Origin of the sequence: Brevundimonas sp. ZS04 (assembly GCF_001956865.1) — a bacterium.
GTDB lineage: Bacteria > Pseudomonadota > Alphaproteobacteria > Caulobacterales > Caulobacteraceae > Brevundimonas > Brevundimonas diminuta.
On record NZ_MTHE01000003.1, the window covers coordinates 279,975 to 306,971 of the forward strand.

Annotated in this window: 20 protein-coding genes; 11 read left to right on the forward strand and 9 right to left on the reverse strand. The window is 64.7% G+C overall.

Annotated elements, in window-relative coordinates; all coding sequences use genetic code 11:
- Positions 1-17 precede the first annotated feature (17 nt).
- Entirely contained in the window at positions 18-1,349 is a 1,332-nt protein-coding gene (locus tag BJP32_RS06120) for an ammonium transporter (protein ID WP_076223276.1), read from the forward strand.
- A gap of 74 nt (positions 1,350-1,423) precedes the next feature.
- On the opposite strand, the gene BJP32_RS06125 is transcribed toward BJP32_RS06120, so the two are convergent.
- Entirely contained in the window at positions 1,424-2,668 is a 1,245-nt protein-coding gene (locus BJP32_RS06125; RefSeq protein ID WP_076223277.1) for an amidohydrolase family protein, read from the reverse strand.
- 190 nt (positions 2,669-2,858) lie between these two features.
- Positions 2,859-5,795 (reverse strand): TonB-dependent receptor domain-containing protein, encoded by a 2,937-nt coding sequence (locus BJP32_RS06130; RefSeq protein ID WP_052748068.1) that lies wholly within the window; start codon positions 5,793-5,795, stop codon positions 2,859-2,861.
- A gap of 583 nt (positions 5,796-6,378) precedes the next feature.
- Between BJP32_RS06130 and BJP32_RS06135 the strand changes: the two genes are divergently transcribed.
- Positions 6,379-8,433, forward strand: coding sequence for a TonB-dependent receptor domain-containing protein (locus BJP32_RS06135; protein ID WP_233126739.1), 2,055 nt, complete (start codon positions 6,379-6,381; stop codon positions 8,431-8,433).
- Between the two features lie 77 nt (positions 8,434-8,510).
- The gene (locus BJP32_RS06140; protein ID WP_076223281.1) at positions 8,511-8,888 is read left to right on the forward strand and encodes a MerC domain-containing protein; all 378 of its coding nucleotides are present in this window, start codon (positions 8,511-8,513) and stop codon (positions 8,886-8,888) included.
- An 872-nt stretch (positions 8,889-9,760) separates the two neighbouring features.
- Here BJP32_RS06140 and BJP32_RS06145 read toward each other — a convergent pair.
- The 7 genes from BJP32_RS06145 to BJP32_RS17625 all read right to left on the reverse strand — a co-directional run bounded on the left by BJP32_RS06145 (position 9,761) and on the right by BJP32_RS17625 (position 14,533).
- Complete coding sequence (locus BJP32_RS06145) at positions 9,761-10,081, reverse strand: hypothetical protein (protein ID WP_076223283.1); 321 nt, start codon at positions 10,079-10,081, stop codon at positions 9,761-9,763.
- 19 nt (positions 10,082-10,100) lie between these two features.
- Positions 10,101-10,763 carry a RadC family protein gene (locus tag BJP32_RS06150; protein WP_158043294.1) on the reverse strand — a complete coding sequence of 221 codons (663 nt, stop codon included), beginning with the start codon at positions 10,761-10,763 and terminating at the stop codon, positions 10,101-10,103.
- On the reverse strand, positions 10,720-11,187 hold the full coding sequence (locus tag BJP32_RS06155) for a hypothetical protein (protein WP_076223286.1): 468 nt from the start codon (positions 11,185-11,187) through the stop codon (positions 10,720-10,722). Before BJP32_RS06155 ends, BJP32_RS06150 begins: the two co-directional genes overlap by 44 nt.
- On the reverse strand, positions 11,184-11,564 hold the full coding sequence (locus tag BJP32_RS06160; protein WP_076223288.1) for a hypothetical protein: 381 nt from the start codon (positions 11,562-11,564) through the stop codon (positions 11,184-11,186). Before BJP32_RS06160 ends, BJP32_RS06155 begins: the two co-directional genes overlap by 4 nt.
- A 16-nt stretch (positions 11,565-11,580) precedes the next feature.
- Complete coding sequence (locus tag BJP32_RS06165; protein ID WP_076223290.1) at positions 11,581-12,051, reverse strand: helix-turn-helix transcriptional regulator; 471 nt, start codon at positions 12,049-12,051, stop codon at positions 11,581-11,583.
- A gap of 178 nt (positions 12,052-12,229) precedes the next feature.
- Positions 12,230-12,427: a hypothetical protein gene (locus tag BJP32_RS17620; RefSeq protein ID WP_369822387.1), complete on the reverse strand. Its 198-nt coding sequence runs from the start codon at positions 12,425-12,427 to the stop codon at positions 12,230-12,232.
- Positions 12,428-12,739: 312 nt separating this feature from the next.
- A complete protein-coding gene (locus BJP32_RS17625) occupies positions 12,740-14,533 on the reverse strand; it encodes a hypothetical protein (RefSeq protein WP_143255427.1) in 1,794 nt (597 codons plus the stop codon).
- 263 nt (positions 14,534-14,796) lie between these two features.
- On the opposite strand from BJP32_RS17625, the gene BJP32_RS06180 reads away from it, so the two are divergent.
- The 8 genes from BJP32_RS06180 to BJP32_RS17085 all read left to right on the forward strand — a co-directional run bounded on the left by BJP32_RS06180 (position 14,797) and on the right by BJP32_RS17085 (position 26,944).
- Positions 14,797-15,582: an ImuA family protein gene (locus tag BJP32_RS06180; protein WP_076223296.1), complete on the forward strand. Its 786-nt coding sequence runs from the start codon at positions 14,797-14,799 to the stop codon at positions 15,580-15,582.
- Positions 15,473-17,032 (forward strand): DNA polymerase Y family protein, encoded by a 1,560-nt coding sequence (locus tag BJP32_RS06185; RefSeq protein WP_143255428.1) that lies wholly within the window; start codon positions 15,473-15,475, stop codon positions 17,030-17,032. Before BJP32_RS06180 ends, BJP32_RS06185 begins: the two co-directional genes overlap by 110 nt.
- A complete protein-coding gene (locus BJP32_RS06190; RefSeq protein WP_076223300.1) occupies positions 17,029-20,418 on the forward strand; it encodes an error-prone DNA polymerase in 3,390 nt (1,129 codons plus the stop codon). Before BJP32_RS06185 ends, BJP32_RS06190 begins: the two co-directional genes overlap by 4 nt.
- A 966-nt stretch (positions 20,419-21,384) precedes the next feature.
- Positions 21,385-21,954 (forward strand): hypothetical protein, encoded by a 570-nt coding sequence (locus tag BJP32_RS06200; RefSeq protein WP_076223304.1) that lies wholly within the window; start codon positions 21,385-21,387, stop codon positions 21,952-21,954.
- Entirely contained in the window at positions 21,951-22,364 is a 414-nt protein-coding gene (locus tag BJP32_RS06205; RefSeq protein WP_076223305.1) for a hypothetical protein, read from the forward strand. The genes BJP32_RS06200 and BJP32_RS06205 overlap by 4 nt, the downstream gene beginning before the upstream one ends.
- 81 nt (positions 22,365-22,445) lie before the next feature.
- Positions 22,446-23,435 carry a DUF1837 domain-containing protein gene (locus BJP32_RS06210; protein ID WP_198935260.1) on the forward strand — a complete coding sequence of 330 codons (990 nt, stop codon included), beginning with the start codon at positions 22,446-22,448 and terminating at the stop codon, positions 23,433-23,435.
- On the forward strand, positions 23,432-25,966 hold the full coding sequence (locus BJP32_RS06215) for a DEAD/DEAH box helicase (protein ID WP_076223306.1): 2,535 nt from the start codon (positions 23,432-23,434) through the stop codon (positions 25,964-25,966). Before BJP32_RS06210 ends, BJP32_RS06215 begins: the two co-directional genes overlap by 4 nt.
- Positions 25,967-26,761: 795 nt before the next feature.
- The gene (locus BJP32_RS17085) at positions 26,762-26,944 is read left to right on the forward strand and encodes a hypothetical protein (RefSeq protein ID WP_143255429.1); all 183 of its coding nucleotides are present in this window, start codon (positions 26,762-26,764) and stop codon (positions 26,942-26,944) included.
- Positions 26,945-26,997: the final 53 nt, after the last annotated feature.

Sequence of the window (26,997 nt, forward strand, 5' to 3'; positions counted from 1 at the left end):
TTCTCCCCGAGACCCTCATGACATCACCGACGATTTCCAAGGCCGCAGCATTCTGTTGCGGCCTTTTCGCCGTTGCGCTTGCCGCGCCCGCCCTAGCCGCAGCGCCCACACCTGCCCTTCTGGCGCATCAGGTTCCGCTGGCGCTGGACGGTCCCGGCACGGCCTGGATCCTGACCTCGACGGCCCTGGTGCTGATGATGACCCTGCCGGGTCTGGCGTTGTTCTATGGCGGCATGGTCAGGAAGAAGAACCTGATCGCCACCATCGCCCATTCCACGGCGGCCATGGCCATCGTCACCGTCCTGTGGTTCGTCGCCGGCTACACCCTGTCTTTCGGGACCAGCGACGGCCCGGCCAACGGCTTCATCGGCAGCGTCCAGGCCCTGTTCCTGAACGGCGTCGGAGTGAAGACGGCCCACGCCCTGACCCCCGGCCTGCCCGAGTTCCTGTGGATCGGCTATCAGCTGACCTTCGCCATCATCACCCCGGCCCTGATCGCCGGGGCCTTCGCCGAGCGGATCAAGTTCTCGGCCAGCGTCCTCTTCTTCACCCTGTGGCACCTGATCGTCTATGCGCCGATCTGCCATCAGGTCTGGGGCGGGGGCTGGATGGGCGAGTTGGGCGTGCTCGACTTCGCCGGGGGCGCCGTGGTCCACGTCAATGCGGGCGTGGCCGGTCTGGTCTGCGCCATCGTTCTAGGCCCGCGTCACGGCTGGGGCCGCGACAACATGGCCCCGCACAACCTGGCCTTCACCGCCATCGGCACCGGACTGCTGTTCGTCGGCTGGATGGGCTTCAACGGCGGCTCGGCTGCGGGCGCCAATGAGATCGCCGCCGTCGCCGTCTTCAACACCCTGCTGGCCCCCGCCGCCGCCGCCGTCGGCTGGATCGCGGTGGAGTGGACGCTAAAGAAGAAGCCGACTCTGCTGGGCCTGCTGACCGGCGTGGTCGCCGGCCTGGTCGCCATCACCCCGGCCGCTGGCTTCGTCGATCCCAAGGGGGCCTTCCTGATCGGCCTGATTTCCGGCCCGGTCGCCTATGTCGGCGCGGTCTGGCTGAAGCACAGACTCAAGTACGACGACAGCCTCGACGCCTTCGGGGTGCACGGCGTCGCCGGCATCGCCGGCGCCCTGCTGACCGGGGTCTTCGCCAACGCCGCCATCAATCCCCTCGCCGAAGGGGCAAGCGTGTGGAAGCAAGCCGTCGGCCTAGGGGGCGCAATGATCTGGAGCGCCGTCGGCACCTTCGTCGTGCTGATGATCTGCAAATACACGGTCGGCCTGCGCGTACAGACCGAGGCCGAGATCGAGGGCCTCGACTTCAGTCAGCACGGCGAGGCCCTGCATTAGCCGGCGGCCTGAAGACACGCCAAAAAAGGGGGCGGCTCTCGCCGCCCCCCCTCGATTGAAGTCGTCCGCCGACCTCAGTCGTTCCGATAGGTCACGCCGCCCTTCATGACGTATTTGACGTGCTCCAGCGTCGTCACGTCGGTCAGCGGATCGCCCGAAACGGCGATCACGTCGGCGGCGTAGCCGGGCGCCAGGCGACCGATCTCGTTTTGCAGGCGGAAGTGGGTCGCAGCGCCGACGGTGGCGGCGCGAACCGCTTCCAGCGGCGTCAGGCCTGCCTGGACCAGCAGGGCGAACTCCTTGGCGTTTTCACCGTGCGGCGAAACGCCGGTGTCGGTGCCGAAGGCGATCTGGATGCCGGCGCGGTGGGCGCGACGCGCCATGTCCAGCATCTGCGGACCGGCTTCCAGAGACTTCTTGCGCTGGTTCAGCGTGAAGAAGGTTTCGGGACGGGCGGCTTCGCGAGCGACGAAGTCCCCGGCCAGCAGGGTCGGCACCAGCCAGCCGTTGTTGGCCTTGAAGATGCGGATGGATTCGTCGTCCAGGAAGGTGCCGTGCTCGATCGAGTCGCCGCCGGCGCGCAGGAAGCTGTTGATGCCGTCCGTGCCGTGGGCGTGGGCGGTCACCGTGCGGCCCATGAAGTGCGCGGTCTCGACGATGGCCTGCAGCTCCTCATTGGAGAACTGCTGGTTCAGGCCCGCGCCGGTGTCGGACAGCACGCCGCCCGTGGCCGTGATCTTGATGATGTCGGCGCCCGCGCGCACGCGTTCGCGCACCGAGCGGCGGCAATCGTCGGCGCCCGAGCAGACGCCGTTCTGGCGCAACACGGGCACCAGGGCGCTGTTCACGCCGTTGGCGTCGCCATGGCCGCCGTGCGGCGTCACCGTACCGGCCGAGACCAGCAGACGCGGGCCGGGAATCTTGCCCGCCGCGATCCCGTTGCGCAGGGCCACGACGGCGTCGCTGGCGCCGCCCAGGTCGGCGACGGTGGTGAAGCCGGCGCGCAGCGTCACCAGGGCGTAGGCCGCGCCCTGAACGGCGGAATCGGCGGCGGTGTTGGTGAAGCGGGCGACGCGGTTGCCCTCGCCCTGCTGGTTGGTGATGTGGACGTGGCTGTCGATCAGGCCCGGCAGCACGAACTTATCCGACAGATCGACCACGTCGCCCTGGCCGACGAAGCCGTTGACGATCTCGCGCACGCGGCCGTTCTCGATCACCAGAGTCTGGTTCTGGGTCACGCGGCCGGTGGCCGGATCAGCCAGCAGGCGCCCGGCGTGAATGTAAGAGACGGTCGGAGCGGCGGCGGCCTGTTGCGCCACGGCCGGCGTTGAAGCGAGAAGAACGGCCGCAAGGCCGACGACCCATGATTTCTTAGATGACAATTTCACTGTCCTCCTCCACGCGGCGATAGGTCGCCGCCCCATTTGAAATACTACCGGCGCGAGGCCGGGATCAGGTGCGGCGAGACGGTCGCCCCGCCGCTATGACTTCAGATCTCCTTGCGGAGCTCTAGAAGGTCTTGGTGACCGCGACCGTGTAATAGCGGCCGATGGTGTCGTAGTTCTGCGGATCGTAGGTGCCGCGAACGTCCCCCACCTGCGGCGGCGCTTCATTGAACAGGTTGGTCACAGTGAAGCGCAAGGACGTGTCGTAAGGCAGCGTCACCCGGGCGTTCAGGTCGAACACGTCATAGGCGTCCACCCCGCGCGCCGTGCTGGTCGGCGAGGTCACGCGGGCGCTGTTGATCATCTCCGACATGTGGCGCCAGCGCAGGCCGACGTTCCAGCTATCACGCGAATAGGTGACGCTGGTCGACGCCTTCCACTCGGGGTGCGCCTGACCGGCGTTGGCCTCGATCGCCGTCCCCCAGGTGCCGGCGTAGTCGTACGTCGGCGCGCCCGGCAGGGCCTGGATCTCGAAGCTGTTCAGATAGCTGATCGCCGAACTGACGCTGAGCTGTCCCTCGTCCGGCAGGCCGACATCGCCCAGGTGCAGTCGCCAGTCCAGCTGCAGGTCGATGCCGGTGACGTTGAACTGGCCCAGGTTCAGCAGAGGCTGACGCGGGTTGATCATATAGCCGTCGTTGGTCCCGCGATCCTGCAAGGTGCAGTAGTAGTTGTTGGGATCGAACGTCGGGTTGTTGCCCCCGTCGTTGAAGCAGTAGCGGATGCCGTTGCCGACGCCCAGGACGCCGACCGCATCGGCCACCTTGATCTGATACCAGTCGATCGAGGCGCTGATGTTGCTCAGCCAGGGCGACTGGAAGGTCGGCTGCAGCACCGTGCCGAACGAATAGGTGTCGGCCGTTTCCTCCTGCAGGTCGGGGTTGCCGCCGGTCAGGGCGAACACCTGGGCGGCGCCGAACTGGAAGTCATTGATCAGGGCCGAAGGCACGCCCAGGGATACGCACAGCGCCTTGACCTTTTCGGCGTCGGGGCCGTTGCGGAACGAGCTGCGGTAGTCGCAGGGGTCGCCGTTGGTGTTGCTGGCGGAGGGAGTGCCGATGTCGACCGTCGCCGAAGAGACGGGGGAATACAGCTCGCCCACGCTGGGCGCGCGCACGGCGCGGTTGTAGCCGCCGCGCAGGCGCACCACGTCGTTCACCTGCCAGTTCAGGTCCGCCTTATAGGCGTGGACGCCGCCGACCGAGCTGTAGTCGGAAAAGCGATAGCCCAGATCCATCTCCAGCGACTTGACGAACGGCAGGTCGCGCAGCAGCGGCACCAGGAACTCGGCGAAGACCTCGGTCGTATCCACATCGCCGGAAGAGGCCCGCAACTCGCTGTAGCCCAGGATGTCGCTGGTGCCGTCCGGCTGGTCCAGGGCGCTGTCGGGACGGAAGTCGAAGTGGTTGTAGCGATAGCCCAGGCCAGCGGCGAAGCGCACCTCGCCTGCGGGCAGATTGAACAGGCCGCCCTGCATCGAGGCCTCGGCCATGCGCTGGGTCAGCTCATTGGTGTTGGTGGTGTTGCGGCGCACATAGTCCACGCACTCGGCCGACGGATCATGGTTGCCGAAGGGGTTGAAGCCCCCGGCGCAGAATTCCGACCCGCCGGTGGGGCTGTAGAGCAGGCGCGTGATGGCAGAACGGCTGACGCCGCCGGTCTGCACATTCTCGAAATCAGCCTTGGACGCGCTGGCGTAGGCCTCCCAGGTCCAGTCCTTGTAGCCCACCTGGCCCGACAGCCCGCCGATGAACTGATAGACGTTGTAGGCATAGGACTGCAGGCGCTCGCCCGCGAAATCCAGATCCTTCCATAGGGCGAAATCCGCCGTGGGATTCGGCCGCGAGGCCAGGATGTGGGCGAAGTCGGCCCCGATGTAGGGGTTGGTCACCGGCGCCGACAGGGCATAGGCCAGGCCCGCCAGCGTCGGGTTGAAGGTGCCCTCAGATTCATAACTGGTCAGCGAACCTTGCAGGAAGAAGTCGATCTCGGGCGTGATCTGATAATCGACGCGGCTGAACAGCGAATAGCGTTCGTTCTCGTTCTGGATGCGCCCGCGGTTCCAGCCCCACAGCATGTTGGTGCCTGCGGCGTTCAGGAAGTGGTTATCGGTCTCGGGATCCTTCAGGTTCATCACGGGCGAGGCGCCGCCCAGGTTGAACAGGGTCTGGTCGCCGGTGTTGAAGCCGATCTGGCCGTTATAGAAGTCGCCCGCGCCCAGCACGGGATTGACGCCGTACTGCCCCACGAAGACGTCGTTCACGGCGCTCAGCGTCGGACGGTTGCTGCCGAACCAGGCCGCCCCCTGGGAGATGATGGCCGTGTTCGACTGGCGGTTTCGCACGAAATAGTAGTCGCGCTTGGACTGATAGGCCACGTCGCGCATGGAGTAGTCGAGCGAGATCACCGCCCGGCCGCGGCCCTCGGCGAAGGCGTCGCCGGCCGTGATCGACGTGCGGAAGGTCTCGCCGTCGCCGTAGTCGCTGACGCCGTACTGGGACGCGACCGTCACCCCGCTGAAGTTGCGCTTCAGGATGAAGTTGACCACGCCCGCAGTGGCGTCCGAACCATAGGCGGTCGAAGCGCCGCCGGTGATAACCTCGACATTGCCGATCAGGGCTTCAGGGATGATGTTCAGGTCGACCGAGCCGTCCGGGTTGGACGGCTGCAGACGTTTGCCGTCCAGCAGCAGCAGGGTGCGCTTGGACCCCAGGCCGCGCAGGCTGGCGTAGGCCTGGCCGCCGTTCAGAGAGGTGGAGGACGACCCGGCCGTGCTCTGCCCCATGGCGCCCGAGAACTGGGGCATCTGGGTCAGGGCCTTTTCAACCGTGACCTGGCCGGTGTTCTCGATGGCCTCGGTGGTGACGGAGACCAGCGGGCTGTTGGAAGCGTAGTCGCGGCGGGCGATGCGCGACCCCGTGACGACGATTTCACTGACTTCGACGGCTGCGCCCGGATCTTCGGACGCTTCCTGAGCGACGGCGGCGTTCGCCGCGCTCATCAGGGCGACTGACGCGCACCCTCCGGCCAACAAGACGCGATACATCGCGGGGCCACGGCCCCGAGAACCACTAGAAAACATGAAATCCCCTCTATTTGCTGACGTTCTCACCAGCGCCCCTCAGCGCGGGCTGATCCCCCAAAAGGCCCCCTTTTCGCCACTTTATTTTAAGCGAAAAATTTCTCCACACGGCCCGCATTGATATTTAAAATTCGAAATCATTTTCGAATTTGGGGGATGATTGCAAAATCTCTGCCCATTTCAAGGCGGATGTGATGACGCTTTGAGGGAGAACTCAATTCCAGGGAGCGATTGAGACGCCAGGATCGGCGCGGCTCATCACGTTTCGTTCCAGCCGTCGATTCCTTGTCGACGGCGCCCAAGTGAACGCCAGCCCAAGAGACAGGGTCATGATCGCCCAGCGAGGCCGAGGGGCGCGCGCTTCGCCGAGCGTGCATCCCGACGCAGACGGCCGCCCGCCTCTGCGAGGGGGCCGCCGCCCTCGTTTCGATCTCCGCCCGCACTCACTTGTGTAGTGTTATGATATAACATAATAGCAACCTTCTTCATGAACGGGGATGTCATGCACACACGATCGATCCTGCTCGCGGCCGCGAGTTTTTCAGCCGTATCGACGGCGGCCTGGGCGAACGCCCTGCCGCAATCGGGCCCGGCCTCGACGCGCGTCGAGGATGTGGTGGTGACGGCCGACGCCCTGGGTCGATCCGGCAAAGATGTGGTGTCCAATGTGGCGGTGCTGCGCGGCGACGAACTGATCCAGCGCCGACAATCGACCCTGGGCGAGACGCTGACCGGCCTGCCGGGCGTCAACTCCGACACCTTCGGCGGCGGGGCCAGCCGTCCGGTGATCCGCGGCCAGACCGCGCCCCGCGTCAAGGTTCTCAGCGACGGCTCGGCCCTGATGGACGCCTCTGAAGTCTCGCCCGACCACGCGGTCGGCGGCGAGCCTCTGCTGCTGGAGGGCGTCGAGATCCTGCGCGGCCCGTCCGCCCTGCTCTACGGCGGCGGCGCCATCGGCGGCGCGGTCAATCTGATCGACAGGAAGATTCCTACGCGCGTACCCGAAAACAGCGGCGAAGGCGTCGCCGAGTTCCGCCTGGGCACGGCGGACAATGAACAGGCGGGCGTGATCGGCCTGACCGCCGGGGCCGGCTCCTTCGCCATCCGCGTCGAGGCCGCCGGTCGCCGCACCGACGACTACGAGGTTCCGAACTTCGACGAGGCCACGCTGGACGGATCGTTCAACCGCAGTTCGACCGCGACTCTGGGCCTGTCATGGATCGGTTCGCGCGGCCATCTGGGCGCCGCCTATACGGAGCAGCGCAGCGAATACGGCCTGCCCGGCCACAGCCACGAGTACGAGTCCTGCCACCCGCACGGCTCCAAGCTGCATTGCGGCGGCCACGACCACGGCGACGGCGACCATGGCCACGATCATGACCATGACCATGACCACGATCACGTCCCGATCGTCGACCTGATCAGCAAGCGTGTGGACGTGCGCGGCGAGATCCAGGATCCGTTCGCCGGGATCGAGCGCATCCGCTTCCGCGGCGGCTTCACCGATTATCGCCACGACGAGATCGACGACGGCGAGATCGCCACCACCTTCACCAACGAAGGCTATGACGCCCGCATCGAGGTGCAGCACGCCGCCATCGGCGGAGTGCGCGGCGTCATCGGCGCCCAGACCTCGCGCAGCGACTTCGCCGCCGTCGGCGCCGAGTCCTTCATCCCTGAAAGCCGGACCGAGAACCACGCCCTGTTCCTGGTCGAGGAATACGTCGCCGGCGCCTGGCGCTTCGAAGGCGCCCTGCGCCAGGAATGGCAGGACGCCCGTGCGCGCGGACGACCCGACGCCGAGCACAAGCCCTTCTCCATCTCCGGCGCGGCCAGTTGGACCTTCACGCCCGGCTATGTCGCCAGCGTAAGCCTGGCCCGTTCGCAGCGCGCGCCGACAGCGCAGGAGCTGTATGCGCGCGGCGTCCACCTGGCCACCAACACCTATGAGATCGGCGATCCCGATCTGGACGTCGAAACGGCCGTCTCGATCGAACTGGGTCTGAAGAAGATCGAGGGCGCCACTACCTTCGCCGCGAGCCTGTATCGCTATGATTACGACGGCTACGTCTATGCGCGGACGCTGGATCAGTTCGAGGACTTCCGCCTGATCCGCTACACCCAGGCCGACGCCCGCTTCACCGGGATCGAGGGCCAGATCACCCACGACTTCCGGCCCGGCCTGTCAGCCACGGTGTTCGGCGACTACGTCCGCGCCGAGTTGAAGGGCGACGGGGGCGATCTGCCGCGCATTCCCGCTGGCCGACTGGGCGCGCGCGGCGACTTCTATCAGGGCGCCTGGTCGGGCAATCTGGAATACGTCCACGTCTTCACGCAGGACCGCATCGCCGCCTTCGAGCGCAAGACGCCCGGCTACGACATGGTCAACGCCACCTTGGCCTATGACGTCCCGACGATCGCCGACATCAACGGCCAGGTCTTCCTGCGCGGGACCAATCTGCTGAACGATAAGGCGCTGAACCACGCCTCCTTCATCAGCCATCTGGCCCCCTTGCGCGGCCGCAATCTCGTCCTGGGATTCCGCGCCCGCTTCTGACCGTCCTTCCCCTCCTCCCCCGCCTGGCCGCGGCGTCCCATGACGTCGCGGCCGTCCCTCTCTCGAAAGGACCGCCCATGACCACCCGCGCCCAGACCTGGGGAGACGCCGCCGCCATCGGCCTGTCCGGCCTCTGCATGATCCATTGCCTGGCCCTTCCCCTGGTCGCGGGCCTGATGCCGGTTCTGGGGTTATTCGCCGAGGCTCCCTGGGCGCACTGGGCCTTCGCCCTGACCGCCGCGCCCATCGCCGCCTGGACGCTGACTCGCCCTGCGCCGGACGGCCGTCGCGCCTGGCCCCTGATCGGCCTTGGCGCCGTCGGCGTCGCCCTGCTGTTCCTGGCCGCCGCCGAATGGCCGACGCACGAGGCCGAGACGCCGATCACCGTCGCCGGCGGCCTGCTGCTGAGCGCCGCCCACCTGATGAACTGGCGACGCAGGCCGCACGCCCACTGATATGCGGCGCGCCACAAAAGCGAGACCCTTCGAAAGGCTTCGAAGGGTCTCGTCAAAATTCACTTTTACGTCAGCGATATATCGGCAGCTTCGGAAGTGGTTTCGAAAGCTGCCGAAAGCCCTGAATCACTCCCACTCGATTACACTAAATCGAATTACTGATTTGTTTTTACCTGATTTTTTCCATCTTTGATCGCCAAAACCGATCTGGAAACCGACGAAATCCAATTATTTTGAAAACACTAAGAAAAATAACTTATGTAAAAAACGCGTGATCGAGGCATCTTTCGAGACGTATTGACAACGCCACACGCCCAATTTGCCAGACAGTTTGCAGAAAACGGGAATGGTCACAGAATATCATTCCACGCGTTACTTCAGAATAATGCCTAAGCGACACATGGACCGCCTACGAACCGGGAGCGACTTTCACGTGCGCAACCATCTCCTTGAGCCAAACCGGCGCCCCTGCTGGTCTAACGCGGCTGAAGGCGATCTAGGACGCAACTGTTGAGAACTCGCCGCAGCGCCTCAACACTGCGGTCAAGCCGCCCGCTACCCGCGCCAATGAAACGACTGACGCTGATCGAGCACGCCAAGGCCAAGGGCAAGACCGTCACCATGAGTATGCCGGACAGCAGGCCTGAGGTCCGCGCGCAGATTCTTGCCTGGCTGGTAGAGCGACCCGGCGACAGATAGTTCAGGTATCAGACGAGGTGCTGGAGACCGTCCTCCGCCCGGCGGACCGCCAGGATCTCGTCGCGGCGTGGAAACTGTCTGCAGCCTGAGGCAAGCTGGAGGAGATGCTCGCTATGATCGATGACCTCCAGGCACGCTAGTCCGGGCCTGGGCCATGCAGGGCTTGGCGAACGCTAGCCGTCGTCCCGCGACATGAGCGAAGCCAGCAGCGCCGCCAGTTGCCCCTCGCCCGACAGGTCGGAATTGTACTCGTACTCGCCTAGCGCCCGGACCAGCTTCGTGAAGTCAGCGGCGTCCCCGGGAATGTCCGGCTCGCTGGAGCCGGCCTCGAGTTCCGCTTGCGGGTAGCGGGCCAGGAAGGTCCGCTCGTTGATTTCCCTGAGCTTCCGGTAGAGGTCGTTGGAAGACCAGCCTACCGGCATGAGATCCGCCTGGCCGGCAGCAAAGCCGACGATGCGGCTGATGGTCTGGTTCGGCACGATGCTAATCGACAAGTCAGCCCCCTAAGCGATGTCAGCCAAACAACAAGCCCTGTTGCTTGAACGAGGTAAAGTCGCCTCTGGCCCCGATAATGATGTGGTCGTGCAGCGTTATGCCAATCACCCTGCAAGCCTCCGCTATGTCCTTCGTCAGGCTCCTGTCCGCGAGTGACGGCTTGACGTCGCCTGACGGATGATTGTGAGCTAGGACGATGGCGGACGCCCCGACGTCCAGGGCTCGATGGATCACCTCCCGGACATACATCGGCGCGTGATCCACTGTCCCCCTGCCCGCCACTTCATCCTTGATGAGGGCGTTTTTCTTGTCGAGGAAAAGGATCCGCGTTTGCTCCTTGATCTCGTACTGAAGACTGGCCCTCAGGTACGAGATCAGGGCCGGCCAAGAGGACAGGATCCTTCTGCCGTCCACGCGCTGTTGCAGCGATCGGACGACGATCGCCGAGCATATGCTGACGTGCTGGACAAAGCTCTGCCCATCCCGCCCTTCAACCACTGCACGGGACAGCCGCTCCGGCGAGGCCGAAAAAAGAGCGCCGAGCGTATCGAACTCACCCGTCAGCCTCTCGGCCAGCCTCTCCGCTCCGAACGGCTCGACCGCTGCGATGAAAGACCGCAGAAGCGACAGATCTCCCTCAGTCCAGACCGTGTTCAGGTCCGGCGCGATGATTTGCGCCATTCCCCTGTCCATCAGCCGCCTCCCTGAAGCGACGGTCGGCCATGGCTTCCCAGACCCCTGCGAAGATCGTGAAGCTGATGAGTGTCCACAGCGTCAGTCGCACCGCCACGCCCGTCCATATGGTCAGGTCGGAGGACAGGAAGGGCAGAAAATGAGTGCAGACGATCAGGAGCTGAAGCGCCGCCGCGAGAACTAGCCACCAGCGCGTCGAACTCGCGCTGAGTCTCCATAGCCCGACAAAAAGCGCGAGGTTGAGACCAGCTAGGCCCACCCTCCAGCTCGAGAGCCGGAGGGGCTGAAACCATGGCTCCAGAAGAATGTAGGCGGCGATCATGGCTGCGGCGTACCGCTCGACGCGGGCGCCCTTCCAGACCAGCAGGGCAAGGCCTGCAAGATTGAGTGACCATAGAAGGTATCCGATCAAACCAACGCCTCTCTCTCCGGCTCCACCTGCAGAACCTTCCGGATCGGGGTTTCCGGACCATTCTCGGCCGGTTTGGTTTCGGACGGACCCAGGCGCGCTGGCGCAAGCCCGAGGCCCTCGGCCGCCTTGTGCAACCGGTCATGTGTCCGGATCGCCTGCCCCCTTGCGTCCAGAACTGCCCCCATGGCGCCGTGCAGGCTCAGCAGAGCCGTATGGCCGTACCCCGCAGAAAGAGCCGCGGCGCGACGACCTTCGATCATGCTGATCGAAAGCTGACTGGCCTTCAGGAAGGCCTGATCAAGAGCATGTTCGAAGTCGATGAGATCATGAGCGACGACAGTTCCGATCATCATGACCTTGTCGTTCTGTTTACGCATGGCGAGAGCCCCTTTTTCATCGCCAGCTCAAAAGCGTCTCGATCACCCCGAACACCATCAGGCCTATGGCTAGGATGGCGCCGATCGCCAGCGCCATCCCCAGGGCCAGGAGAACGATGAGCACCAGCTTCGGTGCTCGCCACCCGGCCGTCGTACGCCATCGCCCCAGCCCCGAATACACGCCGAACGACGTTTTTGGATCAAGAGCGCCAATGTTGTGATCGAAGGCGACAGACGCCTCGCTGACACCCGGAGCTGGACCGTTTTCGCCAGAGCTCGCCATGCCTCCAGATCCGTCTGACGGAAACTCCGTCAGTAACTCCAGAGCCTTTTTGCGACTGGATACGCCGAGCTTTCGCTTGGCTTCCCGGATATGATTTTCAACAGTATGCGGCGACAGGCCGAGCTTCCGGCCGATCTCCTTATCGCTCATGAAAGCGGAGAGCTTCAGGCACTCCGCCTGCCTATGAGACAGCCCTTCAGGCATAGACCGCTCCCCCGTACAGACGGGAAGTAATGCGTCTCAGCCGCGAGTCGTCCAGCAGACTCGCGCAGCAGACGGGCTCTTCTGTTTACAATTTTGAATTCAACCAGCACGGCGGCTTTCAGGGGCCTGCGCCGGGTGCCCGGATTCGCCCTTAACTGCGGTGTCCGCGGGTAAGAATTTACCGCTCAGCTAGGCTACGAGGACCCGGAAAACACAACCGCCGGAAGCAGGCGGCGGCGGCGGCCCCGCCGCGCGAGGCGACGTGGCCTACGGCAACGGGACGGCCGCGCGGGGCGGGATCGTCCCTTTGTTCCATCGAAGCGAAGAAGGCGTCAATGCTCACATGGATCATCTTGCGAGGTGTTTCTGTTCCCATCACATGCACGACCTAGCAGCGCTAGAACAAAACGGTTGTTCATTTCGTCAAACGACGTCAGCGCGGATCGAATATCGGGAATCTCATTCCTCACCGAGGCAAGGGGCGTCCTTGCGCGTCGGTAATCCCCAGAGCGACATCCCATTCGTTGACCTCAGCCTGTTCAGCTGCGGCAGCAAGGATCAGCGTGAAGCCGCCCTCGGGCGGAAACTCGACCGCATGAACCGTGTGCCCGGCCTCCTCTACGGCGAGTATTCCCCTCTTGAGGCTGGCCCTTGAAAATGTCGCCCGCGTCCGGCTCCCTCCGCTCACCTAAGCCACCTCCCAGACCCGGTTCAGGACCTGAGCCGCCAGCGCCGCTTTGTCCTGGGGGAGAAAGCGCCCGTAGTGGTCGGCGACCGTGGCCGGCGTATCCTGGATGGCGTAGCTGGCCTGCTCGTAGGAGCCTGTCAGCTTCAGCACATGGGTCGCCAAGACGTCCCTCACATTGTGCGGCCCGTGGGGAAGCAGGCCCGGAATCGCCCCCCTCCCCGTGTAAGGGTTGTAGATCCCATACCGCTGGATCACCTGGCGCCAGGCGCTGTAAAAAGTCTGTTGGTTGTAGGCGGCGTCGCGGCTCGAGGTCTTCACGGTCTTGACGAAGAAGGTGCCTGGATCGCGCGAGCCGTTCAGCAAGGCCGGTCGATGGCGCCCCACATATGCGTCGATCCAGCGATACAATCCGCCGAGGTCCGGCAATAGAAGCCGGAACGGGCGTTTGGAGAAGTAGGTCGAGCCGGAGTTCTTGAAGGCCACGCAGGGGATGAAGACCTCCCAGCCGTCTTCCCTCTCGCTCCAGCGCAGTTCGCCGCACCGCCGGACCTCCAGTTCCCTTTCGGGCGTCGGCGGGCTTCCCCGCGGACGCAATTGGAGTTGTCGCAGGTTCTTCTGCCGGACCCCGAGGTGCAGGCCCAGCCTCAGCATAAGAAAGGACCGAACCGCCTCCGCGGCGGCCCGGGGATAGCGTCTCTCTTCGGGCATGCGGCGCAGGATTTCCTCCGTGATCTTGCGATACTCCCCGACAGGGCTCGCCGCTTCGAGAATGGGCAGGATGGGTTCAAAGGGATCCCGATGAACACGTGCGACCCGCTCGATCTCCCTGGACCTGGCCAGGGCATGACGATGCACCTCCTCGCAGGCGCCGTCCCAATCCCCACAAATTCGATCGATCTCCTCCTGCGCGACAAGGCCGGGAATGGGTCGGAGCCGATCCGCCAGCCACGGGCTCTGCCGGAGCCAGCCGGTCTGGCTACGCGAAAAGGCCGCGCCCAGCAGGAGCATCTCGCTCTCCCAGCCGGTGAAGAAGCCCCGGCGTCGCTCGCGCCACTGCACGTACCAGTCCCAGACTATCGGCAGGACGAGCAGCCCGAAGGTCAGGTCCTCCCGGGGCACCCCCAGGCCGCTGACCTCGTCGTCAGGCAGAGCGGCCAAGGCGCCGAACAGCAGAGCCAGATGCTCCTCACGCTGCGCCGCTGTCTCCGCGCCCCATACGCCTGAGCGCTGATAGCCGATGTCCGTGAGCGTCGCCGACTTGAACCGCAGAAGAGCGTCCATCTCGGCCCGGAGCTGTGCAGGAGCTGCCAGGTCGGACGGCCCGCTTCCGTCAAAGCGAAGCGCGAACCTATGCTTCGAAACCGTTGAATGATAACGATGATAAGCCGTGCCGCCGGACAGGATGGTCGAGCGCACCCAGGTCAGGATCGCCTCCCGCTCTTCGGCCGACCTCTCATCGAAGTCATCCGGCAGGTGCCAGGCCAGACGACGTGATTCCGCATGTTGCACCTCCGGCGGCAACAGGCCGGAGAGCGCACGACGCCGTTGCAGCCGCGACCGCAAATAGCCGGTCTCCAACCGATAGCGATGCTCGATGATATCGAGGACCTTCAGGCTGGCAGGCGTCTGCGGGACTTTCAGGCCTCGCCGCCAGGCCGCAAGGGTCGTCCGGTCCGTCAGCCCGCCGGCGACCACGATCGCCCGGTGCAGGCGATGTGAGTTCTCGCCATGCCGGCGGATCTGGAGATCCAGTGCGGCGTGGAAGTCCCGGGGGTCATCATGAACCTCCCACAAGGCAGTTGGATGAGTGACGATCGGGAGCGGCGGACGCCCTCTTTTTCTCGGAACGGACGCGTCAACTGGCGAAGGCACGACAAGCTTTGAACTGCGCACAAAAACTCCACTGGAAACATCGTCTTCGGACGACGGTGGAGAGACGTTTCAAAAGACGCTTTCCCCTAACTATCGATGTGATCATGCGACCGAGCATGAGGCGGGCGGACCTTTCCGAAAGCCCCGCTTGACTCCCCTAGGGGGTTGGCGCGCATATAGAACATATGGAGAACACCCGTTCACAACCTGACGCTCTGGCGGCGCTGAAGACTCGCCTGGAGGCCCTGCATCGGGGCGGCCGTCGCGTCGGCGCGGGCGTGCGCGCGGGAAGCGACGACGCCTTTGCGCCGCTGACCACGGGCGTTCTGCACGATCTCTGCGCCGCCGCCCCCGCCGACGCGGTGGCGGTCAACGCCTTTGGGCTGGGCCTGGCGCTGCGAGCGGCGGCGGGGCGACCCGTCGTCTGGGGTCTGCATGAGATGATGGCCCAGGAGGCGGGGCGGCCGCATGGTCCGGGCCTGCATGAGATGGGCCTGTCGCCGCGCGACCTGCTGCTGGTGCGGACGCGCGACGTGCAGACCCTGTTGGCCGTCGGCGAAGAAGCCCTGCGCAGTCCCGCCGTGGGCGCCGTGCTGTTGAGCGCCTGGGGCGAGGCCAAGGCCTTCAGCCTGACGGCCAGCCGGCGACTGGCTCTGGCCGCCGAGACGGGCGGCGCGACCCTGTTCATGGCGCGAGCGGGCGCCCTGCCCTGCCCCAGCGCGGCCGAGACCCGATGGTCGGTAGCGTCCTGCGCCTCCGAACCTCTGGAGGCCGGGGCGCCGGGGCGGCCGTCTTTTTCGGCGACCCTGCTGCGGCGGCGCGGCGGCGGGGGGACCGGAACCTGGATCATGGAGTGGGATCGTGAACAGCGAACCTTCCGCCCGCCCGCGCCGCTATCTGGCGGTCTGGTTCCCCTGGCTGCCCAGCGACCGGCTGCGGCGTCAGGAGCAGCGGGACGGCGCGCCGCCTGAGGATGCGCCGCCGGTCGTCCTGGCGGAGAAGATCAAGGGCGCGCTACGGCTGGCCGCCGTCGATCCGGCGGCGGTCCGAGCGGGACTGACCCCTGGCCTGGCCCTGGCCGATGCAAGAGCGCGGACCCCCGCCCTGCGCGTCGTCGCCCATCGACCGGACCTCGACGACGCCCTGCTGGGGCGGGTTCTGGAGGATTTCGGTCGCTTCACCCCCATGATCGCGCTGGACCCGCCCCATGGCCTGATGCTGGACGTGACCGGCTGCGCCCACCTGTTCGGCGGAGAGACCGGCCTGATGCGGACGGTCCAGACGCGAGCCGAACGCGCCGGACTTCAGATACGATGCGCGCTGGCCGGCACGCCCCAGGTCGCTCGCGCCCTGGCCCGCTTCGGCTCCGGCGGCCGGTTCGAACCCGGCCAGGACCGCGCCGCCGCGCGTCGCCTGCCGGTCGCCGCCCTGGAGCTATCGGACAAGGAAGACGAGGCCCTGCGTCGCCTGGGCCTGAAACGACTGGGCGACCTGGACGACCGGCCCCGTGCGCCTCTGGCCGCCCGTTTCGGCGCCGACTTCCCGACCCGACTGGCCCGGGTTCTGGGCGACGAGGACATGCGCATCACTCCGCATCGCCCGCCCGCGCCCGTCGTAATCGACCGCGTCTTCTTCGAGCCGATCTCCGCGCCCGAGGATGTGGAGCGGGTTCTGTCCGACCTGCTGATCGAGACCATGGACAGGCTGGATCAGACCGGTCTGGGCGGCCGCGCCTTCGAGGCCGGCTTCTATCGCGTGGACGGCGAAACGCGCCGCATCGTCGTTCGCACCGGCCGCCCGACCCGCGACGCCCCCGCGACCCTGCGGCTGTTCCGCGAGCGGATGGCGACACTGGCCGCCCCACTGGACCCCGGGTTCGGCTTCGATCAGATGCGGATGTCCGTGCCCTGGACCCAGGCTTTGGCGCCGACCCAGCAGGGACTGGAACGCGAGACGCCCGGCGAGGAAGCCTTTAGCCGTCTGGTGGACCGGCTGACCGCGCGCCTGGGACCCGAGGCCGTGCTGCGGTTCGAGCCCTTCGCCTCCCACATTCCCGAACGCGCCGCGCGGCTGGTCCCGGCCGCCGCCCGTCATGGCGACGAGACCTGGCCCGACCTTGATCCCGACGATCCGCCCCTGCGGCCCCTGCAGATGTTCGACCCGCCCCAGCCGGTCGAAACCCTGGCCGAGGTCCCCGACGGCTATCCGCTGAAGTTCCGCTGGCGCCGCGTCCTGCATGAGGTGACGCGCGCCGAGGGGCCCGAGCGGATCAGCGGCGAATGGTGGCGCGCGCCGAACCAGCGCACCCGCGACTATTACCGGGTCGAAGACCGGGACGGCCGTCGCTTCTGGCTGTTTCGCCAGGGCCTCTATGGCGAGACGCCCGAACCACGCTGGTTCATCCACGGCCTGTTCGCATGAGGAGGCTCGACCCTTGCGGCGCCTACGCCGAGCTGGCGACGGCCAGCAACTTCTCCTTCCTGCGCGGCGCCTCGCATCCCAAGGACCTGGTGCTGACGGCAATCCTGCGCGGCCACGCCGGACTGGGGCTGGCCGATCGCAACACCGTGGCGGGCGTGGTGAGGGCCTGGAGCGCGCTGAAGGAGATACGCGTCGAGGGTCTGGCCCCGCCGGACAGGATGCGCGACGGCGGCAGCCCCGGCGAAATCGCCTTCATCGAGGACCCGCTGAACGATCCGGCCCTGTCCGAAGAGGTGAAGCGCCGCGCGGCGAACTTCCGCCTGCTGACCGGGACGCGGCTGGTCTTCAACGACGGAACGCCGGACGTCATCGCCTATCCGGAGACACGAGCGGGCTGGGGTCGGCTGACGCGCCTGCTGACCCTGGGCAACAGACGGGCGAAGAAGGGCGAATGCGAGATCGGCCTGCGCGACCTGCTGGCCAATCTTGAGGACCTGCTGCTGATCCTCGTCCCGCCGGACCGGCTGACAGGGCTGGAGGAGGTGCTGACCCGCATGAACGAGGCGGCGCCGGGCGCGGTCTGGCTGGGCGTGGCCCTGCACCGGCGTGGTGACGACCGACGCCGGCTGGCCCGGCTCAAGGCCATAGCGGAGAAGGTTCGCCTTCCCTGGCTGGCGCTGAACGATGTCCTCTACGCCGCTCCCGAAGACCGCGACCTGCAGGACGTCCTGACCTGCATCCGCGAAGGCGCGACCATCGAGACAGCGGGACGTCGGCTGGAAGCCAACGCCGAACGCTGGCTGAAGCCCGTGGAAGAAATGACCCGCCTGTTTAAAGACGCGCCCGAGGCGGCAGCCGAGACGAACGCCTTCCTGTCGCGTGCGACCTTCGATCTGTCCGAACTCAGCTATCAATACCCGGAAGAGCCTGTCCCGCCCGATTGGACGCCACAGGCCTGGCTGAAAGAGCTTACGGGGCGTCACGCCGCCATGCGCTATCCCGACGGCGTTCCCGACAAGGTCCAGGCCCTGCTGGACAAGGAACTGGCCTTTATCGCCCGCAAGGATATCGCCCCCTATTTCCTGACCATCTTCGACATCGTCCGCGTGGCGCGTAACAAGCGCATCCTGTGTCAGGGGCGCGGCTCGGCCGCGAACTCGGCGGTCTGCTACGTCCTCGGCATCACCTCGGTGGACCCGATGGAGTCTGATCTTCTATTCGAACGCTTCCTGTCCGAGGACCGGAACGAACCGCCCGACATCGACGTGGATTTCGAGCACGAGCGGCGCGAGGAGATCATCCAGCATATCTACGAACGCTATGGTCGCCATCGCGCCGGCATCGCCGCCACCGTCATCCATTTCCGTCCCCGCAGCGCCATCCGCGAGGTCGGCAAGGTTCTGGGCCTGACCGAAGACGTCACCGCTCGTCTGGCCTCCAGCCACTGGGGCAGTTGGGGGACCGAGATCGGCGATCGCCACGTCGTTCAGGCGGGACTGGATGCATCCAACCCCATGATCGCCCGCGCGGTCGATATGGCCTCACGTCTATTGAATTTCCCCCGCCACCTCAGCCAGCATGTCGGGGGCTTCGTCCTGACCCAGGACCGTCTGGACGAGATGGTCCCCATCGGCAACGCCGCCATGCCCGACCGCACCTTCATCGAGTGGGACAAGGACGACATCGACGCCCTGCGCCTGATGAAGGTCGATGTGCTGGCGCTCGGCATGCTGACCTGCATCCGCAAGGCCTTCGACTTGATCCGCGCGCATGAAAACGAGGATTGGGAACTGCACACCCTCCCGCGCGAGGACCCGGCCGTTTACGACATGCTGTGCCGGGGTCAGTCCATCGGCGTCTTCCAGGTCGAGAGCCGCGCCCAGATCAACATGCTGCCGCGGCTCAGGCCACGTTGCCTGTACGACCTCGTCATCCAGGTCGCCATCGTGCGCCCCGGTCCGATCCAGGGCGACATGGTTCACCCCTATCTGCGTCGCCACAACGGTCTGGAGGAGGTCGTCTATTCCTCGCCCTCCCCCGATCACGGCCCGCCCGACGAACTGGAACAGGTGCTGCACAAGACCCTCGGCGTGCCCCTGTTTCAGGAGCAGGCGATGAAGCTGGCCATCGTCGCCGCCGAGTTCAGCGACGGCGAGGCCAACGGCCTGCGAAAGGCTATGGGCACCTTCCGCGGCGACGGCAGCCTTCATACCTATGAGGCGCGCATGGTCGGACGGATGGTCGAACGCGGCTATGACCCGGCCTTCGCCCGGCGCTGCTTCGAACAGATCAAGGGCTTCGGCTCCTACGGCTTTCCCGAGAGCCACGCCGCCAGTTTCGCCCGGCTGGTCTATGTCTCTTCCTGGATCAAGCACCGCCACCCGGCGGCGTTCGCCTGCGCCCTGCTGAACAGCCAGCCCATGGGTTTCTATGCGCCCGCCCAGATCGTGCGCGAGGCGCAGGAGGTCGGCCGCGTCGAGGTGCGTCCCATCGACGTCTCCCACAGCGACTGGGACAACAGTCTGGAGGGGCCTGCGGACGCTCCCGTCCTGCGTCTGGGCCTGCGCCAGATCGACGGCTTCAGGGAGGAGTGGGCCAAAGCCCTGTCGGCGGCGCGGGCCGAGGCGCCCTTCGCCGATATCGAAACCCTGGCCCTGCGCGCCGAACTGCCCGCCGCAGCCATGCGCAAGCTGGCCGACGCCGACGCCTTCCACTCATTGGGCCAGGATCGTCGCAAGGCTCTATGGGCGGTGCGCCGCCTGCCCGCCGACGATCCCCTGCCCCTGTTCGCAGCCGCCGAGGCGCGCGAACGCGGCGCCCGGGAACTGGGCGCGGAGCCCGACGCCCATCTGCCTCTGATGCCCTTGGGCGAACACGTCGCCGCCGACTACCAGACCGCCCGCCTGTCGCTGAAAGCCCACCCCATGGCCATCCTGCGCCCCGTCTTCGCCGCCGAGCGGGTCCTGACCTGCGCCGCCACCGAAGCCAAACGCGGCGGCTCCCTGGTGCGGGTCGCCGGCGTGGTCCTCGTGCGTCAGCGGCCGGGCAAGGGCAACGCAGTCTTCGTCACCCTGGAGGACGAGACCGGCATCACCAACGTGGTCCTCTGGGCGCGGATGCTGGACCAGTTCCGGCGCGAGGTCATGGGCGCCCGCCTGATGCAGGTCGAAGGCGTGGTCGAGAAAAGCCCCGAGGGCGTCGTCCATGTCGTCGCCCGCCGCATCCTCGACCGCAGCGCCGAGCTGTCCCGCCTGTCAGAAGATCATGAGACCAACGTGCAGTTGGCCCGCGCGGACATCGTCGCCCATCCGCAACCGCCGCGCCAGCCGCCGCACCGGCACCCGCGCGACGTACGCATCCTGCCGGGATCGCGGGATTTCCACTGACGATATGTAGGGGAAACGACAAGCTTCGGACTGCGCACAAAAACTCCACTGGAAACATCGCCTTACAGGCGACGAGTGGAGAGACGAATGCAGAGCCCCCAGACCCTAAATGCTCGCGCAGAATATTGCCGATCTGTCGCCATCCTCCGGCAGCAAGGGCTTCAAAGCGCCAGGAGCGGTCATTACCGCGCTGTCCGAAAGGCGACATTCCGAACCTCGCGCGCAGATCCGCTTTCAGCGCAGACACCCAAGACCGAAATCGGCCCATTGCAGACGTTGCGCGCCGCCCCCGCCGTGGATTATCGCCAGCTCAATCCGGGACGACGAACGAATGCTGCTGCATATTCTTCCCGTAGCGGAGACGCCGTGGCGTTACCTTCAGATCGCGGCAGCTATCGCCGGGATCACCCTCCTAGGCTCAGGGCTCATAGCCAGAAGAGCACGGTTGCGGCGATTGCGCTTAGAAGGCGCCTGCGATCATGGCGCATTACGAGCATCCAGTATTCGGCAGGGCTGGGAAAAGCTGACGGCCTGCCCACGGCTGGCGCGAGATTGATGTTCTCCGCTCTCCCCGGCCGCATAACAGACGATGTCTTTTCCCGCCCGCCTTCATGAAGACGCCGGCTTCCTCCCGGGCTTGATCGTCACCACCGCATAATGGATAACATTGTTGTTCTAATGGCGGGGAGCGATCATAACTGGGATCAAGGGCAGGAACGACGGGCCGGGCGGCCGCAATGAACACTATGACGTGGGAGCGCGAAAGAACGTCCCCCGTCGCAACATCGTCGCCGAGATCAAACGCGGCGAACATCCCGGCGCTCATGTGGTCAAGGTGAACAATCGCGAATACGCGCGCGACAACCCAGACGCCTCCACTAGGGACAATGTCAACAAGCCCAAATAGCGGCCGGCCTGCAAGGCCCTATACTGCCGACGCGGACCCGGCGTCGATCGGAGTTTCTTGTGAAGATCAATCTTGAAATCGACATCCCGATTACGGACTTGCCGGCGCTGGCCGCGGCCATAGGCTCAACGCCCGCCAATATCGAGCAGGACCTGCAGGGCCATGCCCAGGCGGCCGTCGACGAATATGTCGCCATGTACCTCGCCCGCGAAGCCCCGGCGAGCGGATCTGAACTACGCCAGCTGCGTCTCGCGCTTCTCGCGGAACGGGTCTTTATAGACGGCCTCCCCGACGAAGAGACGGTCGCAGGTCTTTTCCAGCTGACCCTGCCGGCCAGCCGCACCCTCATTCGAAACACCATGACCCGCTATCGCACGCGTCTGGAGGCCTCGATGAAGGCCGCAGGCAAGGCGGTCATGGATGACGCCGAATGGGCTGACGACCTGGTGGAGATCTCCATCCCTTCCGCCAGTCTCGCCGAGGCGATGAACCGGGTTCTCGCACGGGACAGAAGCGACCACGTCCGGATCAGCAAGAAACAGGGCACTGTCTCCGTCTACACCACGGCGGCAGCCTCCTACACGCTGCTTTGCCAGACCTACGGCTCTGATGTGAAGCCCCAGCCGTGACCCAGCCTCAAGAATTGTCGGATCTGATCGCTGCCGCCAGCCTCCTCCTGGCTGTGCTCGCCATCCTGTTCAGCGTCTGGCACCAGCCCGTCATGGATGCGCTAAAACGGCCGACCAAGGGTATTCCTGAAAACCTCAAGCCAACGCGGAACGCTCTCGGCGTCGCCTTCTGGTCCAAGGCCTTTCCGCTGATGCTCGGCGGCGCCCTGACCTTTCTGATCTTTCTGCCTGAGATCATCAGCATCATCGGCGAGGTCTTCACCTGTTCGCCAGCCTCTCGCCGCTACGACGCCGTCAAGGCGGCTTTTCTGCTGACCCAAGCCTTCGCCTTCGGCCTGACCATATATTGCACGGTCCTTGGCGGCCGGCTCCTGGTTCACTGGGGGCGGGCGAAGACGGGCAAGCGATAGTTCGCGCCCTCGCTCCAGACATTCCTCATCCGGCCGCCTCCAGCGCCGGAACCCATAACAATCAGACCCCCGGCGGACGCCTTGAGCCAGAGCAGTATCAATCCAGCATCTTCCGTTGATCTTCATGCGGTCCTAGTGGCCTTGCACAAGGATTACGCCAAGCTGGCGCCCCGCATCCGCGAGCTTCAGCATGAGGTGGCTTGCGAAGGATCGGGCGTGACCCTGCGTCTGCATTTCCCCTCCTTCCGGCAGGCAAAGACTACCGTCCGGGAACTGGTGGATCAGATCTGGCTCAGCCTTCCCCACTTCGCCCTCAGTCGGAAAGAGGTGGACGACCTGAAGGCCAAGCAGGCCACCCTGCCCTTCGACGACTTCCTGGCTGCCGCCACCCAGCTCAACGACGCCGCAGCCAAGCTCTTCATCAAAGCTCACAGGGCGACCAATCGAAACGGCGAAGCGGGCGAGCTTCTGCTCTATCTTCTGACGGAATGGATCCTGGGCGCGCCGCAGGTCATCGCTAAGATGACTCTGAAGACCAACCCCCAGATGCCGGTCCATGGGGCGGACGGCGTTCATGTCCGCTACTGCCCGGACACCGAACGCCTCTTTCTCTACTGGGGCGAGTCAAAACTCTACCAGGACGTGGGGGCAGCCATCTCCGCCGCCGCGACCTCCATCGCCAAATCCGTTGGAGAGGATGAACTGGGTCATGAGCTGCAGTTGGTCCAGCGCAACCTCGACTTCGCCGGCCTGGACGACAAGGGCAAGGCCGCCCTCCTCAGGTATCTCGACCCGCACGAGGAGGCCTACAATAACCGCAAGGATGTCGTCACCTGTCTGATCGGGTTTGATTTCGACGGCTTCGAAGCCGCGGCGGCCGCTGGCGACAAGGCAGAAGAGGCCTTCCGGGACCTCGCCAGAGCCAAGCTTGCCGAGGTCGCACCCAAGGTTTCAGCCGCATTCAAATCGGCGGGCCTCGCCGCGCAGGAGGTCGAACTCTTCTTCTTTCCGCTTCCCGCCGTCCAGGACTTCAGAGACCTCTTCCAAAAGCGGATCGGCTGGCTGTCATGATTCAGGAACTCGCGACCAAGGTCTGGTCAAATCCCAAATTCCACGACGCGGCCCACCGAATGGAATTGGCGTCCCTGACCCGAGAGATCGGCGGCATGGAGCCCAGGAGCGTCGAGCTATCTGAGGCGACCCGACTGATGCGCTCGGCAGCCATTCTGGCCTGTTCCGATGTCGCAGATCATCGCCGCGCCGCCTTCCGCGCCGCAACCTCGACCTATGAACTCTTCGGCGCCGAACACGCTCCCCTGGACCAGGCTCTGCGTGTCGTTCTCATGCGTCTGGGGAACTTTCCCTCGATCGGGACGCGGGCCGAAGTCGAAGCGGCGCGGGCTAGCCTACCATTCGCCCTAGCGGCTGAAGAAATGGCGGCGGCTGAGGATCATGAGGTCGTCATCAACGGCCAGTCGGTCCTCCTGACCGATTTTCAGCAAGAGTTGTGGAATGATCTGACAAGCAGCCGCCGGATCGCCCTTGCGGCGCCGACATCTGCCGGAAAGTCCTTTGTCCTGCAGGGCTATCTATCCTCGCTCTTCGAAGACCCGCAGCCGCGCACGGTCGTTTATCTCGTGCCGACCCGCGCCCTGATCGCCCAAGTCTCCGACGATCTGTCTCGGATGTTCGGCCGCGACCTGCCGTCAGCGCCCGATATCATCACCGTGCCGGTCGATCCGGACAGCGCCCTTTCCGGCCGCGCCATCTATGTTATGACTCAGGAGCGAGTCCAACTGGCGCTGACCTCCCATCCGGCGTTCCGCGCCGACATCATCATCGTCGATGAGGCCCATTCCATTTCCGACGGCGCTCGCGGCGTGCTTCTCCAATGGGTGATTGATGATCTCCTGAAGGGCAATCCAGCCGCCCAGGTTCTTTTCGCCAGTCCCGCGATCCGCAATCTGGATGTCTTCGGACGCTTGTTCGGCCTTAAGGATGTGGTCGAATTCTCTTCCGTCGAACCCACTGTCGCGCAGAACTTCCTGGTGGTCACGGTCGAGTCCGCCGCCAATGGCCGGCTTCTTGTCGAAACCGCCGGTGACGGCTCTCTCCCCCCGCGAGAGCTCGGGCGGCTAGAGCTGGGCCATGCTCTCGCATCGCGAATGGAAAAGCTGGCCCGGATCCCCGTCGAGCTTGGCCGAGGGCATTCCAACATCATCTACGCCAACGGGCCGGCAGAGGCGGAAAACGTCGCCCTGCAGCTCGCTGAGCTTCTCGCCGATCGTCCGCCGACCGAAACCCGGATCGCACTGTCAGAAATGGCCAAGGAAGCGGTTCACGCCAATTATGCGCTCGTGGAATGTGTGAAATCGGGGGTGGCCTTTCACTACGCCAACATTCCCACCCAGTTGCGCCGGGCGATTGAAGCAGCGGTCACTTCCGGCGACATCGACTTCCTAGTCTGCACCAGCACCCTGCTCCAAGGAGTCAATCTCCCAGCCAAGAACATCTTCATGCTCGCGCCGGAAAAGGGGCGAACCCACCCTCTTGAATCAACCGACTTCTGGAATCTTGCCGGGCGGGCCGGACGATTGAAGCGAGAGTTCCAGGGCAACATCTTCCTGATTGACTACGAGAAATGGAAGAAGCAGCCTCTGGATGGCCCCAAGGATTCGGTCGTCACGCCGGCGATCCAGTCCAGCCTCAACGACCATCATGATCAGTTGCTGGATGTCATCAAAGGGGTTTCCCCGGCGAAGGGTCGAGACGTCGCCGACCTCGAAACCACGTTCGTGCGCCTCTACACTGACTTTCAGGACAATGACCTGGGGCGCACGTTCGAACGCGCAGGCGTCTCGGCCGACACGCCAAGAACTGTCAACCTTGAAACAGCTTTGAAGGCAGCCCGGGAGACGATCACCTTGCCGGCAGAGGTCTTGCGTCGCACGCCCGGCATTTCAGCGCACAAGCAGCAACGCCTGTTCGATCGGCTGGCGGGCGTGATCGCACAAGGCTCGGCCCCCGCTCGTGGATTGATACCGCTTCATCCCCGCGAAGGAGACGCCTACAAGTCCTATGCGAAGATACTCCAGCTCTGCCACGAAATCATTCTGGAGATCGACACCAAGGGAGGCCTTCACAGGTTCCATGCTGTCATCGCCAAGCGCTGGATGATCGGCGACCCTCTTCCCCTGATCATCGACGAGCAGATTCAGAGAAACGAAAGGAAGCCAGTCCGGACGACCATCAGGACCACCTTGGACCTGATCGAAAGGGACATTCGTTTCCAGGCCGTCCGCCTGTTCGGCTGTTACAGCGCCTTGCTCGTTCACGGCCTGGATCAGGCGGGTTTAAGCGATCTGACCTCTAGCATTCCGTCCCTGCCTCTCTATCTCGAGGTTGGCGCATCGGATCGAACCATGATCAGCTTCATTTCCCTGGGCCTTTCCCGAGTGACCGCCATGAAGCTGAATAAGCTGTCCATCCGCAAAGATCTGGACCCGGCCGGTGCCCTGAACTGGCTTCGCACCCGCCCCTTGGAAGTCCTGGGCCTTTCGCCCTTGCTCATGGCCGAGGTTCGCACCATCGCCGCCCTTTGACGCGAAGGTTCGAAGCCCCCTTGAATCGCCACACGGTTCGCAGAAATCGATCCCTTCGCATGGCGGGACTTTCTCAGGCGTGAAGCGTCCCGACCAACCACTGCTTGAAGGCTGTCGTATCGGCGGGGGCGCCAAAATAGAGCCCACCCCCGACCGCTTCTCCAGCCATGCGATCTCTGATCGGTGGCGGCCGGTCCATGTCCGTAACCGCTTCCGCACATGCCCCCGGGATCGCAGATCGAACTTCGTCACACGCCGTTTTCGAAGCTATCAGCGGTCGCGCCACCCGCTTGAAAAGGGCGCGCCAGGGACCTCTGGCTTTTTGACGTTTCAGCGCGCCTACTGCCGTCAGGCCGCCGATCAGGGGCAAGTTGGCGCTGGCCCCATAACCAAGGGGGAGGTCTAGTACGATGTTTATTGAACGGCTCAGTCTAACGCATTTCCGCGGCTTCGGGCCTGAAGCGACAAGCATCGATCTCACCTCCGGCCTCACCACCTTTGTTCACGTGAATGTCGCGGGAAAAGATGCCTATGCGTCAGTTCCGGTACAGCTGAACCCAAAAATCTAAGTCAACTCCGACGTACGAGAGCAGACCTTTCCAACTACCGCATTGAGTCAACAGCGGTCATCAAGCCTGACGCAATCAGTCCCGCTCACCTACAGCAAAATGTAGAGGCGACTAGAGGCTTTGGACTGCGCACAAAAACTCCACTGGAAACATCGCCTTCCAGACGGCGAGTGGAGGGACGATCTCGCAGGCTGCAGCCGACGTTCGGGAAATCCGCGTCAGAGCCATGATCGAATTTGACCCACGTTTCTCCGACTTTGTGGTGCCAGGAATGACCAATGCAGCGGAAATCGTCGATTTTAAAACTTTGAGAAACCGCATTCGCGGATTATCTAAGAGTTTCCTCGTGCCCTATGGCACACCGACGGTGACCCTAGCCTGCAGGCTAGGGAAAGCCTCCGGGGCATAAGCCTCGAGATCCGACGGTTCTCAGGAACCTCCCACTTCGGCTCCGGTCGTGTG